At 70.8% G+C, this 12,773-nt stretch carries 14 protein-coding genes; 2 read left to right on the forward strand and 12 right to left on the reverse strand.

Annotation, left to right across the window (positions count from 1 at the left end; genetic code table 11):
* Positions 1-38: 38 nt before the first annotated feature.
* Positions 39-941, forward strand: coding sequence for an SMP-30/gluconolactonase/LRE family protein (locus tag M8542_RS18380; protein WP_257921400.1), 903 nt, complete (start codon positions 39-41; stop codon positions 939-941).
* 117 nt (positions 942-1,058) lie between these two features.
* Here the strand turns inward: M8542_RS18380 and M8542_RS18385 are convergent, their stop codons facing one another.
* From M8542_RS18385 to rsmD, 12 genes are all read right to left on the reverse strand, one after another.
* Positions 1,059-2,234, reverse strand: coding sequence for an MAB_1171c family putative transporter (locus tag M8542_RS18385; RefSeq protein WP_257921401.1), 1,176 nt, complete (start codon positions 2,232-2,234; stop codon positions 1,059-1,061).
* Positions 2,231-2,794 carry a hypothetical protein gene (locus M8542_RS18390; RefSeq protein WP_257921402.1) on the reverse strand — a complete coding sequence of 188 codons (564 nt, stop codon included), beginning with the start codon at positions 2,792-2,794 and terminating at the stop codon, positions 2,231-2,233. The genes M8542_RS18385 and M8542_RS18390 overlap by 4 nt, the downstream gene beginning before the upstream one ends.
* 113 nt (positions 2,795-2,907) lie before the next feature.
* On the reverse strand, positions 2,908-3,339 hold the full coding sequence (locus tag M8542_RS18395) for a helix-turn-helix domain-containing protein (protein WP_257921403.1): 432 nt from the start codon (positions 3,337-3,339) through the stop codon (positions 2,908-2,910).
* Between the two features lie 59 nt (positions 3,340-3,398).
* Positions 3,399-4,256, reverse strand: coding sequence for a bifunctional DNA-formamidopyrimidine glycosylase/DNA-(apurinic or apyrimidinic site) lyase (gene mutM, locus M8542_RS18400; RefSeq protein ID WP_257921404.1), 858 nt, complete (start codon positions 4,254-4,256; stop codon positions 3,399-3,401).
* Between the two features lie 44 nt (positions 4,257-4,300).
* Positions 4,301-5,653 (reverse strand): polysaccharide lyase 6 family protein, encoded by a 1,353-nt coding sequence (locus tag M8542_RS18405; RefSeq protein WP_257921405.1) that lies wholly within the window; start codon positions 5,651-5,653, stop codon positions 4,301-4,303.
* Positions 5,654-5,742: 89 nt separating this feature from the next.
* Entirely contained in the window at positions 5,743-6,492 is a 750-nt protein-coding gene (gene rnc / locus M8542_RS18410; protein ID WP_257921406.1) for a ribonuclease III, read from the reverse strand.
* Between the two features lie 13 nt (positions 6,493-6,505).
* Complete coding sequence (gene rpmF, locus M8542_RS18415) at positions 6,506-6,688, reverse strand: 50S ribosomal protein L32 (RefSeq protein ID WP_003090635.1); 183 nt, start codon at positions 6,686-6,688, stop codon at positions 6,506-6,508.
* An 80-nt stretch (positions 6,689-6,768) separates the two neighbouring features.
* Positions 6,769-7,362: a YceD family protein gene (locus M8542_RS18420; protein ID WP_257921407.1), complete on the reverse strand. Its 594-nt coding sequence runs from the start codon at positions 7,360-7,362 to the stop codon at positions 6,769-6,771.
* Between the two features lie 78 nt (positions 7,363-7,440).
* On the reverse strand, positions 7,441-8,169 hold the full coding sequence (locus M8542_RS18425) for a DivIVA domain-containing protein (RefSeq protein ID WP_257921408.1): 729 nt from the start codon (positions 8,167-8,169) through the stop codon (positions 7,441-7,443).
* A 150-nt stretch (positions 8,170-8,319) separates the two neighbouring features.
* On the reverse strand, positions 8,320-9,030 hold the full coding sequence (locus M8542_RS18430; protein ID WP_257921409.1) for a ribonuclease domain-containing protein: 711 nt from the start codon (positions 9,028-9,030) through the stop codon (positions 8,320-8,322).
* A gap of 156 nt (positions 9,031-9,186) precedes the next feature.
* On the reverse strand, positions 9,187-9,672 hold the full coding sequence (gene coaD, locus M8542_RS18435) for a pantetheine-phosphate adenylyltransferase (RefSeq protein WP_257921410.1): 486 nt from the start codon (positions 9,670-9,672) through the stop codon (positions 9,187-9,189).
* A 280-nt stretch (positions 9,673-9,952) separates the two neighbouring features.
* Complete coding sequence (rsmD, locus tag M8542_RS18440) at positions 9,953-10,513, reverse strand: 16S rRNA (guanine(966)-N(2))-methyltransferase RsmD (protein WP_257921411.1); 561 nt, start codon at positions 10,511-10,513, stop codon at positions 9,953-9,955.
* Between the two features lie 123 nt (positions 10,514-10,636).
* Between rsmD and M8542_RS18445 the strand changes: the two genes are divergently transcribed.
* The gene (locus M8542_RS18445) at positions 10,637-12,751 is read left to right on the forward strand and encodes a HelD family protein (RefSeq protein WP_257921412.1); all 2,115 of its coding nucleotides are present in this window, start codon (positions 10,637-10,639) and stop codon (positions 12,749-12,751) included.
* Positions 12,752-12,773: the final 22 nt, after the last annotated feature.

A 12,773-nucleotide genomic window follows, 5' to 3' on the forward strand; every position in this document is an offset into this window, starting at 1 on the left:
ATCCATGCTGTTCGCAGAATCTCATTAGGGGTGACTTCATGGATCTGGTGAAGACGGACTTCCAGGTGCTGGACGAGCGCTTCGCGCGCGTCAACGGCGACGAGTGGACGCAGCGCCTGCACACCGGCTGCCGCTGGACCGAGGGGCCGGCGTACTTCCCGGCCGGGCGGTACCTCGTGTTCAGCGACATCCCGAACGACCGGACGCTGCGCTGGGACGAGACGACCGGGCAGGTCGGCGTCTTCCGGCAGCCGTCGCAGTATTCGAACGGGCACACTGTCGACCGCCACGGACGGCTGATCAGCTGCGAGCAGGGCACCCGCCGCGTCACGCGCACCGAGCACGACGGCTCGATCACCGTGCTGGCGGCGGAGTTCGAGGGCAAGCGGTTCAACAGCCCGAACGATGTCGTCGAGCACTCGGACGGGTCGATCTGGTTCACCGACCCGAGTTACGGCATCGACAGTGACTACGAGGGTTACCGCGCGGAGAGCGAGATCGGCGCGTGCCACGTGTACCGGGTGGCTCCCGACGGCTCGGCGCGCATCGTCGCGGACGACTTCTCGCGGCCGAACGGCCTGGCGTTCTCGGCGGACGAGTCGCTGCTGTACATCGCCGACACGCGCCAGGACCCGAGCCACATCCGGGTGTTCGAGGTGCGCCCGAACGGAACCCTGACGGGTGGTTCGGTGTTCGCGACGTGCGACAACGGCGCGTTCGACGGCGTCCGGGTGGACAGCGAAGGCCAGGTCTGGGCGGCGGCCCACGACGGCCTGCACTGCTTCGCCCCCGACGGCACGCGGATCGGCAAGCTGCGGCTGCCGGAGATCTGCTCGAACTTCACCTTCGGCGGCGCGCGGGGCAACGAGCTGTTCATCACGGCTTCGAGCTCGCTGTACACGCTGAGGGTGACGGTGAACGGAGCCCGCTACCCCCGCTGACGAGCGCCCCAATGTGGCGTTGGGTGCGCTCAACGCACCGAACGCCACATTGGGTGCGTCCAACGCACCCAACGCCACATTGGGTGCGCCCAACGCGCCCAACGCCACATTGGGGCGTTAGCGGAGCGCGCCCGTCCGGACCCGGTGCACCACCGCGGCGCGGCGCCAAGCCCGGCTCACCTGGACCAGCCACGCCGCTTCGGCCACCACGTCCGCGTCGACCTCGGTCAGGTGCGGTGTGCTGTCGCCCGGGGTGAAGCGGCGGCCTTCGCGGCCCGCGTCGATCGCCGCCGCCAGGGTCACCGCCTCCACCGTGGCCGGCACGTCCGCTTCGCGCACCCCCGCCCGGCGGGCCTCCTCCGCCGCGCGGGCCGGCAGGGCCGGGTCGAAGTGAGCCCGCAACGCCAGGTGACCGTCGCGGATCTCGATCACCCTGCGGTACAACGCGAACTCCGCACCCGCCGTCAGCTCGTGGCCCGGGTCGAGCGCGATGCCCGGCACCGCCGTGCGCAACGCCGTCCACAGTGGCTCGATGCGGCGGTACGCGCGGTACGCCCGCACCCGGGCGAGCACCGACGTCACCGCCGGCGACCACGCGCTGAGCGTCGCGCCGGCCGTGACGAACCCGATGGTCGTCGCCGCGAGGACCGACGACGGCACGTCCTCACGGGCGCCGATCCGGGCGGTCTCGGCGAGCCGGCGGACGTCGTCGACATCCCAGAACGTCCAGGCGAACGCCGCGCCGACGCCGACCACCAGCAGCCACAGCCCGGCGCGCAGCGGCCCCGGCTCGGCCTGCCGCGCGCTGCGGGCGAACACCGCGACCAGCAGGCCGAGGCTGACCAGGCTGTAGAGCAGGAAGATCACCTTGTCGGCGAGGGCGAAGGGCAGCGTGGCGGTCGAGAACACGGTGTCGTCGCCGACGCGGGCCGGCTTCGACAGCGTGAAGCACACGGCGAGCAGCACCATCGACGAGCCGGTGAACCACGCGTGCGGCGCCAGGCGGGCGCCTTCGCCGCGCCACACCGACTGCGTGAAGGCGACGGCGAAGCCGATCGCGCCCAGCTTCAGCTCGTCGCCGGCCAGGGACAGCACCCACTCGGTCACCGGGCCCGGGCCGGTCAGCGCCGCCATCGCCGGGGTCAGGACGGTGATGCCGGTGGCGATGCAGATGCCGAAACCGGCGAGGAACCACATGGTGCGCACGGGCTGGCTGTGGCGTGCCTCGACGAGCTTGTACCCGAACCCGGCGAACCCCACCACGCACAGGAAGTACGCCAGGGTTTCGATCACGGCACGCGGCGACGCGACCGGCCGCCGAAGAGCGAGTCGAAGCGCCGCACGCCGTCGGGCACGCCGGCCGCCGGTTCGCGGGGTTCTTCGGGCCGCACGACGCGCTGCGCGAGCAGGGTCGCGACGAGCTCGGCTTCGCGCTCTTCGACCTCGGTGTAGGTGGTGCGGCCGAGGACCCGCCGGACCAGTTCGGGCGAGAGGTTCGGCATGAGCTGCCGGCCGGCCGCGGCGTCGATCGCGACGCCGTCCGCGCCGGCGTCGGCGCCGGTGTGGCCGCAGACGAGGTGCCCGACCTCGTGCAGCAGGATGTGCCGCCGGTGCAGGGCGGTGGTGTTGGTCGGGTAGAGGATGTAGTCGGCGCGTTCGGTGCTCATGAGCAACCCGCACGGCGCGCCTTCGGGCGCGCTGACGGGCATGAGCTCGATGGGCCGCCCCCGCTGGGCGGCCAGACCGGCGACGAAGGCTTCGGCGTCGAAGGGCTCGGGCAGGCGGACGGCGTCGGCGACCTCACGGGCCCGCTTCCACAGCGCGCGACGTGGTCGCCATGGTGCTCGTGCCACCTCAGTCCTCCCTCACCACGCTGCGGGACCGCTTCAGTCGACTCAACGCGGTGATGCCCACTTGGTTGCGCCACAACCGCGAGAAAGATCGCTCCGAGCCGTGGTGATTCACCTCAGCCCTCCTTCTTCCCGCCGCGGCCGGCCTCCCTTCGGGCTATCGCGTCGATCATGTCGCTGATCGTGTCCAGGCCGTCCGCCGACAGCGTCACCGCGCGCAGCGCCAGATCCCGGACCCCCGCGTCGCGCAATGCTCCCAGCAGTGCCAGCTCCTCCGCTATCTTCCGGCTCTGCTCGTCGTCGAAGAAGTAGGCCGGGGGGACGCCGAAGAACTGGGCCAGTGCTTCCAGGTGCCGCTTCGTCGGGTTGTCGCGGCGGCCCGTGCGCAGCTGCCACAAGTACGTCGTCGAAAAGCTCTCGCCCGTTGCCTCGCGGCAGGCCTTCGCGACCTCTTCGTTGCTGTACGGCTCCCGATCGGGCCTGCGGACCACGTGGAACAGCCGGTCGATCTTGTCGGCCAGCGTCGACTTGCCGGGCTCCTTGACCACGATGCACTCCCTCAGCTACCAGGCGTATTCATCTTAGCTGAAAGCCGAACACCGATTATCTACGCGAGTTTCCCCCGGGGCCGCGGCTGGCACCGCGGGCACGAGAACGACGACCGGTTCATGAACGGCTCCCTCCGGATCGCCGTGCCGCACCGGTGGCACGGCAGGCCCTCCTGGCCGTACGCGTCCAGCGACCGGTCGAAGTACCCCGACTGCCCGTTCACGTTCACGTACAGCGCGTCGAACGAAGTGCCGCCCGCGCCCAGCGCCGCGTTCATCACGTCCGACGCCGCCGAGAGCAGCTCACGGCCCTTCGCGAGGGTCAGCTTCTCCGTCGGGCGGGACCAGTGCAGGCGGGCGCGCCACAACGCTTCGTCCGCGTAGATGTTGCCGATGCCCGAAACCAGCGTCTGGTCCAGCAGCGCCCGCTTGACCTCGGTGCGCCGCGACCGCAGCGCGCGCACCGCCGCGTCGAGGTCGAACGCCGGGTCCATCGGGTCGCGCGCGATGTGCGCGATCGTGTCCGGGAGCAGCACCTCGTTCAGGTCGTCCAGCGCCAGCCCGCCGAACGTCCGCTGGTCGACGAACCGCAGCTCCGGGCCCTCGTCGTCGAAGCGCAGCCGCACCCGCAGGTGCTTCTCGTCCGGCGCGCCCTCGGGCTGGACGAGCATCTGCCCGCTCATCCCCAGGTGGGCGAGCAGCGCCTCCTTGTCGGACAGCTCGAGCCACAGGTACTTGCCGCGCCGGCGCGCCGCCTCGACGCGGGTGCCGGCCAGCCGCTTGGTGAAGTCCTCCGCGCCCAGTGCGTGCCGGCGGATGGCGCGCGGGTGCAGGACCTCCGCCTGGCGGATGGTCCGGCCGGCGACGTGGGCCTGCAGGCCCACGCGGACGACTTCGACCTCGGGAAGTTCGGGCATGCCCCCATTGTGCCCGGGGGGTATGACAGTTCTTGAAAAGGCACCTAGGGCGCGGCCGGTCCGACGTCGGCCTTCGTCAGCGGCACCCGCGTCGCGCCCGGGAGGTATTCGTCCGCGCCGACGTCGAAAGCGCCGGTGCGGGCCTGCAGGTCGAAGTCCTTCGCCGCGAAGGGGTACGACCCCACACCCGCGTTGATGGCCGGGCTCCCCGACGCCAGCCGGTACAACCCGGCCGCGTCCTTCACCAGCTTCGGGTCCACCGAACGCGAAGGGATCCCCGCCGAGCCGCCGAAGGTGATGTTGCCTTCGTACTTCACGGTCGACCCGCTCGGCAGCGTCACGAGCGGGCCCGCGGTGCCCTTGACGATGTTGTCCGCGACCACGCAGTCCTTGGGCTTGAAGTCACCGCCGTCGCCGTCGATCACGCTCTTCGAGCCCAGCACCGTGTTGTAGGCGACCGTCACCCGATCCGGTCGGTCGTGGAGCTTGCTCGTCGGCCCGCTGTCGGCCTCGTCGCCGGACCCGAACACGATCGCGCGGTCGCCGGAGTTCGCCACGTAGTTGTCGACGATCTCGTGGTCGTTTCCGTGGAACCGGATGCCCGAGCCGAACAGCAGGTTGCCCTCGACGACGCTGCGGTTGCCGTGGCGCAGCACGATGTAGCCCTTGCTGTCCCGGATCGTGTTGTACCGCACCACGTTGTCCGACGACTTGACCGAGATCGCCTCGCTGTCGCCGTCGGCCTTTTCGAAGAGGTTGTTCTCGATCAGCGCGTTCGCCGAGTACGACTGGCGATCGCTCAGGCCGAGCCGGATCGACTCGCCGCCGTTCGAGCCCGCGAACTGGTGGTTGAAGAAGTAGTTGTGGTGCACGTGGACGTGCTTCGCCATGGCGCCGGACGGCCCGAGGATCTGCAGGAACACGCCCTGGCTGGTGCGGTTCTGGAAGACGTTGCGGTCGACGACGGTGTCGTCGCCGCTGACGGTGACCCAGTTCCCGTCACTCGTGAGCTGGAAGTCGTTGCGGGTCAAGCGGTTGTGCGACGCGCCGGCCGGGACGCTCAGCGAAGCGCCGCCCCGGAACTTGAAGCCGCGCAGCACGACGTTCGAGACCCCGCCCGCGAAGGCGAACGTCTTCGAGCCGGTGATCGTGGCCTTGCCGGTGTGCTCGGCGGCGACGGTGACCGGCGCCGAGGTGGTGCCCGAGCGCTTGATCGACAGCGTCGCGCTCGCGGAGTACGTGCCGTCGGCGAGCATGATCGTGTCGCCGGGGTTCGCCTTGTCGAGCGCGGACTGCAGGGCCGCCAACGAAGTCACCCGGACCTGCGCGGCCGAAGCCGCGGGCCCGGGGACGACGACGAGCGCCGCCGCGAGCAAGGGGACGAAGAACAGACGCATTCCGCCAAACCTCTCAGTCGGTACGAGCGCGGCGGATCGCCACACGCTACTGAGCGGTTCGGGAAATCGTCAACGGAGGTTCCCGGTGATCAGGACTCCGTGTCGTCCTTCTTCTCGGCCTCGAGCTCGGCGGACAGCGAGCGCCAGGCCGTCTCGGCGGCCTTCTGCTCCGCTTCCTTCTTCGTCGACCCGCCGCCGTTGCCCAGCGGACGCCCGGCGATGAGGACGGTGGCCGTGAACTCCTTGCGGTGGTCCGGCCCGGTGTCCTCGACCTTGTACTCGGGCACGCCGAAGCCGGCCGACGCGGTCAGCTCCTGCAGGCTCGTCTTCCAGTCCAGCCCGGCGCCGCGCAGCGGCGCTTCGGCGAGCAGGCCGTCGAAGAGGTGGTGCACGAGCTTGCGGGCGATCTCGATGCCGTGCTCGAGGTAGACGGCGCCGATGACGGCCTCCAGGCCGTCGGCCAGGATGCTCGCCTTGTCCCGGCCGCCGGTGAGCTCTTCGCCCTTGCCCAGCAGCAGGTGTGCCCCGAGCCCGCCCGCGCCCAGCCCGCGGGCGACCCGCGCCAGCGCGTGCATGTTGACGACGCTGGCGCGGAGCTTCGCGAGCTGACCTTCGGGCAGGTCGGGGTGCGTGGTGTAGAGGTGGTCGGTGACGACCATGCCGAGTACCGCGTCACCGAGGAACTCCAAGCGCTCGTTCGGCGGCAGGCCCCCGTTTTCGTACGCGTACGAACGGTGGGTCAGCGACAGCCGGAGCAGCTCGGGGTCGAGTGTGACCCCGAGCGCTTCGAGCAACGGCGCCGGATCGGCGGGTGGTCCCCCGGGCGTCTTGCCCCCCATGTCGGCTACCCGATCAGGCGGGCTCGACGACCTGGCGGCCGTTGTGCTGGCCGCACGACGGGCACGCGACGTGCTGGAGCTTCGGCTGCTTGCAGGCGCGGTTGGAGCAGGGCACCAGCTGCACCGGAGCCGCCTTCCACTGGCTGCGGCGGGAGCGCGTGTTGGATCGCGACATCTTCCGCTTGGGGACGGCCACGAGTAGATCTCCTTATGACGGTCTGCTCGCGGTGCGAGCGAACTTTCCTCCGCAACGAGCACGATGCTCGTCAGGCTTGCTCAGCTGGGCCCTTGCGCAGGCTTTTCGCCCGCGTTCTCGTCGAAGCGCTCGACCAGTGCGGCCCACCGAGGGTCTATCTTCTCATGCCCGTGTCCGGGCTCGAGATCGGCCCACTTGACGCCGCACTCGGTGCACAGCCCGGCGCAGTCCTCGGTGCACAGCGGCGCGAGCGGCAGGGCGAGCACGACGGCGTCGCGGACGATCGGCTCGAGGTCGATCTTGTCGTCGACCAGCCGGGGGATCTCCTCCTCCTCGGTGGTCTCCTCCGTGGCCGACCCCGGGTAGGCGAACAGCTCCTGGACCTCGACCTCGACCTCTTCGGTCAGCGGGTCGAGGCAGCGGGCGCAGGTGCCCTTCGCGATCGCCTTGGCGGTGCCGCTGACGAGCACGCCTTCGACGACGGACTCGAAGAGGAGGTCGAGCTCCAGTTCGGAGCCGGCCTCGATGGTGATGACATCGGGGACGCCGAGCGGCGTCTCCACCGGCACGCTGCGCTGGACGGCGCGGCTGAGGCCGGCGTGACGGCCGAGCTCACGGGTGTCGAACACCCAGAGGCTGCGGTCGTCGAGCTGGGGGGTCTTGTTCTCGGACATCCACTCCAGGGTACGCACGGGCCGCCACCCCTTTCGAGCTGGCTGCCCGTGCACGTCAGGTGGCCGGTGAGAACCTCGTCACACCTGGTAGTCGTACAGCGTCGGCCGGCCGCCCGAGTTCGGGAGGTTCGCCGGCGAGCGCAGGTGGTTGCGGCCCGAGTCCACCGTCCGCAGCGTCGTCGCCAGCAGCTCCGAGAACTCCGCCAGCTTGCCGTCCACGTACGCGTCGCAGTCCACGCGCTGGCGGTCGGCCTCCGCGTGGGCCTCGTCGACGATGCGGGCCGACTCGGCGTGCGCCGCCTGCACGACCTCGGTCTGGGCGACCAGGCGGCCCTGCTCGGCGCGGCCGTCCTCGATGGCGCGGTCGTAGGCGTCGCGCCCGGCCTGGATCATGCGCTCGGACTCGGCGCGCGAGCGGTCGGTGAGGTTCTGGTACTCGGCCTGGCCCGCGGCGACCGTGCGGTCGGCCTGGTCGTGGGCGTCGGCGAGCATCTCCTCGGCGCGGGCGCGGGCGTCGGCCAGGATGCGCTCGGCCTGGTCGGTCGCGTCGGCGAGCGCGCGCTCGGCTTCGGCGTTGGCGCCGGCGACCGTCTCCCCCGCCTCCTTGCGGGCGGCGTGGATCAGGTCGTCGCGCTTGTCGAGCACGTCCTGCGCGTCGTCGACCTCCGCCGGCAGCGCGTCCCGCACGTCGTCGAGGAGCTCGAGCACGTCGCCGCGGGGCACGATGCAGTTGGACGTCATCGGGACGCCGCGCGCCTCCTCGACGATGGTGACGAGCTCGTCGAGCGCCTCGAAAACCCGGTACACGGCAACTCCAATCCCCTGTCGCTGAGATCAGTCTGCCCGCATCCGGCGCCGAAGCGGTGAACGCGACCGGCGCCGGGCGTGTCCCCCCTGGACCACGTCCGGCGCCGGTGTCCCCCTATCGGGCGGTGAAGCCGTCCGCCGCACGCGGCGTCAGGAGTTCAGGTCGATCCGCTTGAAGGTGACGTAGTGGTCGGGCGTGTAGGCCAGCTCGCCGGCCTTGCCGGAGATCACGCGGTCGTTCGTGCCGACGTTGAAGAGCTTGTAGTAGCCGGACGCGCAGGCCGGGAGCACGCCTTCGCGGTTCTCGTAGGTCGTGCTGCTGGTCGCTCCGCCGCGGACGTTGTCGACCACCTTCTTCGCGGCCGCCGACAGCTGGGAGTAGCCGATCTTGGTCAGGCCCGACAGGTCGCCGCAGGCGTGCGTCGTGCCGCCGCCGGAGATGTCGATGACCTTGAAGGTGGCGTAGTGGTCACCGGTGTAGAAGTACTCGCCGCCGGAGCCGGTCACGATGCGGCGCGTGCCGCGGTTGCTCGAGCCGGGCGTCGGCACGGTGTACTCGTGGTAGTAGCCCGACGCGCAGGACGGCAGGATGCCTTCGCGGTTGTCGAAGACGACGCCGTCGTTCTGCGGGTACGGGAACGGCCCGCCCTTCTGGATCAGGTTGTACGTCGTCGTCGCCTCGGCCGGCAGCGCCGAGAGCGTGGTGTGGCCGAAGCCGGAGAGGTTCCCGCAGGCGTTCTGCGCGGCGACGGCGGGCGACGCCGACGTCGCTGTCACCGCTTCGGCGGCGGTGACCCCCATGGACAGCGTGGCCAGGAGCGCGAAGAAGACCGCGACCAGGCGTGATCGGTAGTTGGTCATTTTCGGACCGTAACCCGATCGGATGATCGTCAGAAGACGGGAGCGTGAACTCCGGCCGCGCGCGACCCAAGTCCCGACGAACGTAGGGGGCCGAACGACGGGAACCGGGCGTCCCGGGTTGCGTGCGGTCCTGTTTGGAGGGTCAGCTTCGGTGGGTCAGCGGCCTAGCTTCGGGAACTTCTCCGAAAGGCGCTCGTACACAACCGCCGGCACCAGGTGCTCGATGTCGCCACCCAGCGCGGCGACCTCCTTGACCAGCGAGCTGGAGACGAACCCGTATGCCGGGTTGTTCGCCATCAGCAGCGTCTCGACGCCGGTGAGCTCGCGGTTCATCTGCGCCATCTGCAGCTCGTAGTCGAAGTCGCTGACCGAGCGCAGCCCCTTGGCGACCGCGGCGATGTCGTTCTCGCGGCAGTAGTCGACGAGCAGGCCCTCCCACGAGTCGACCCGCACGTTGCCGAGCTTCGCGGTGATCTCGCGCAGCATCTCCAGGCGCTCTTCGACCTCGAAGAGGCCCTTCTTGCTCTTGTTGACCCCCACCGCGACGACGACCTCGTCGAACAGCAGGGCCGCCCGCTCGATGATGTCGAGGTGCCCGTTGGTGGCCGGATCGTAGGAGCCGGGACAGACCGCACGCCGCATGGCGCGGACGCTACCGTGCCGCAGGTCGGCGCGCCCGCTCTGCCGCACGTGGCTCACACCACAACAGCTCACGCTCGTGCTTCTGCGCGCGGGGCTCGAGGGCGACCGAGCGCGCGGGGCTCGACACCGGCCGACCGCGCGCGGCTCACCCCACAGCCGAGCAGTCCCTGGCTTCTCCACGCGCGAGACTCGCCCCTTGCCGGCTCGCCACCGCGGACCGCGCGCCCGACCAGCACCAGCGCCGACCACCCCAGCCCGCACGCCCGCACCGCCAAGCGGCTCACACCACAGCCGAGTACTCCGCCCAGAAGACAGCCGTGTCCCCGTACTTCTTCACCCGCGAAGGCTCGAACCCGGCCGGCCACACCGGCTCACCATCGCGAGCCGCCCGCTCGACCACCACCAGCGCCGACGTCCCGAGCCACCCGCCCCCGGCCAGCGAAGCCAGCACCGAACCCAGCGCACCGGCGTCCACGGCATAGGGCGGATCGGCCAGCACCAGGTCGAACGGCGAAGGCGCGGGCGCCGCGACCACCGTCTCGACCTGCCCGGCCCGGATCGTCCCGCCCAGGCCCACCAAGGAGATGTTCCCGCGCAGGACCTCCACCGCGCGCCGGTCGGACTCCACGAACAGCGCGTCCGCCGCTCCGCGGGACAGGGCCTCCAAGCCCAGCGCGCCGGACCCCGCGTACAGGTCCAGGACGCGGGCGCCGTCCAGCTCGCCCGCCGTCTCCAGGGCGTTGAACAGGGCTTCCCGCACGCGCTCCGAGGTCGGCCGGGTGCCCTTCGGCGGCACCTTCAGCCGCCGTCCGCCCGCTGTCCCGGCCACGATCCTCGTCACCCCCTGATTGTGCGGGGATGACGCGCGGCACTCAGAACCGGGACATGGGTGTACCCGCCGGAGCCAACGCGTAGAGTCGTTCTTCGCCCTCGGAGGCGATCCAGAGCTGTCAAGGAGCCATGCGTGTCGGAACCTCGGGTCAGACGGGCCGAGATCGCCATCGAACAAGCCCACGTCGATCGCGTGTACACCCGTCTGGACGAACTGCGTGCCCAAGCCGAGGCGATGCGGACCAAGGGCTACGAAATCGGCCAGGGCGCCCAGCGCGAGGCCATCTTCGAGCAGGCGTCGATGCTCTTCGAGCGCGACATGATGGTGTACCACGCCAACCAGACACTGCAGACGCTCGACGCCGAGTACGAGGGTCTCGTCTTCGGCCGCCTCGACGACCGCGAAGGCGAGCGCACCTACGTCGGCCGGCTCGGCATCCGCGACGCCGAGTTCGACAACCTCGTCACCGACTGGCGTGCGCCGGCCGCGGCCGCGTTCTACCAGGCCACCGCCGAGGAGCCGATGGACGTCGTGCGGCGGCGGGTGATCCGCTGCTCCGGCCAGAACGTCCTCGACGTCGACGACGACGTCCTGATCGCCGACGCCGTGCCCGAGAGCATGCAGATCGTCGGCGAGGGCGCGCTCATGGCCGCCCTCGGGCGCTCGCGCGGCGAGAAGATGCGCGACATCGTCGCGACCATCCAGAAGGAGCAGGACGAGGTGATCCGGGCGCCGTGGCGCGGGGTCACCGAGATCACCGGCGGGCCGGGCACCGGCAAGACCGCCGTCGCCCTGCACCGCGCCGCCTACCTGCTCTACCGCCACCGGCGTCAGCTCGGCGGGGCCGGCGTGCTCGTGATCGGGCCGTCGGGCGTGTTCACCAGCTACATCTCGCGCGTCCTCCCCTCGATGGGGGAAACGAACGTCGAACTGCGCGCGCTCGGCGAGGTCCTCGACGGCCTGGAGGCGACGCGGCAGGACGCCGCTCCCCTGGCCGCGATCAAGGGGTCGCTGCGGATGCGCAAGATCCTGCTGCGGGCGCTGCGCGACACCCCGCCGGACGCGCCCGAAGAGATGCGGATCGTCTACCGCGGCGAGGTCCTCAAGCTGTCCGCGCGCGAGCTGGACAAGGTGCGCCGCAAGGCCCACACCCAGGGCGCGCCGCCGAACCGGTCGCGAATCCGGGCGGCCGAGCTGCTGCTGGACGCGCTGGCGGCGAAGGCCGAGGAGTACGCGAAGGCCGACGGCAAGCCGTTCGACCGGGCCGAGCTGATCACCGACCTTGGCGAGCGGATCGACTTCCACCGGTTCCTGGTCGTGTGGTGGCCGGTGCTGTACCCGGCGCAGATCCTGAAGTGGCTGGGCGAGGAGAAGCGGCTCGCCTCGGTGTCGAAGGGCGTGCTGAACCGGGGCGAGATCTCGCTGCTCGCGGCGGACCTCGCAGACCGCTCGCGCGGCTGGTCGATCGCGGACGTCGCGCTGCTCGACGAGCTGCGCGTGCTGATCGGGCCGCCGCCGAAGCGCAAGCGGCGCCAGGTGATCGAGGTCGAGCCGCAGCGTTCCGGCGGCGCACCGACCCGGCCGGAGCACTACGACGAGTACTCGCACGTCGTCGTCGACGAGTCGCAGGACCTTTCGCCGATGCAGTGGCGGATGGTCGGGCGGCGCGGGAAGTACGCGAGCTGGACGGTCGTCGGCGACCCGGTGCAGAGCTCGTGGCCGGACCCGGCGGAGGCGGCCCAGGCGCGCGACCAGGCGTTCGGCGTCAAGACGACGCGGCGGCGGTTCACGCTGCGGACGAACTACCGCAACTCGGCGGAGATCTTCGACCTGGCCGCGAAGGTGGTCGCGGGGCACGCCGAGGACGGCGACCTGCCGGTGGCGGTCCGCAAGACCGGCGTCGAGCCGGAGGTCCGCCCGGTCGAGGCGACCGGCCTGGCGCCGGCGACACAGGCGGCGGTCAAGGAGCTGATGGGCGCGGTCGAGGGCACGGTCGGCGTCATCACGGCGATGGACCGGGTCCCGGAGGTCGAGGGCTGGCTCTCTGGCCAGGCGGACGAGCGGCTGAAGGTCGTCGGCAGCCTGGACTCGAAGGGCCTGGAGTACGACGCGGTCGTCCTGGTCGAGCCGGTCGAGCTGATCACGGAGTCCACGACGGGCCGCCGCGTGCTGTACGTGGCGCTGACCCGCGCGACGCAGCAGCTGGTCGTGCTGGCCTCGAACCCCGACTGGCTCCCGGCCGGCTGACCAGCGCCCCAATGTGGCCTTG

Source organism: Amycolatopsis iheyensis (assembly GCF_024703995.1).
GTDB lineage: Bacteria > Actinomycetota > Actinomycetes > Mycobacteriales > Pseudonocardiaceae > Amycolatopsis > Amycolatopsis iheyensis.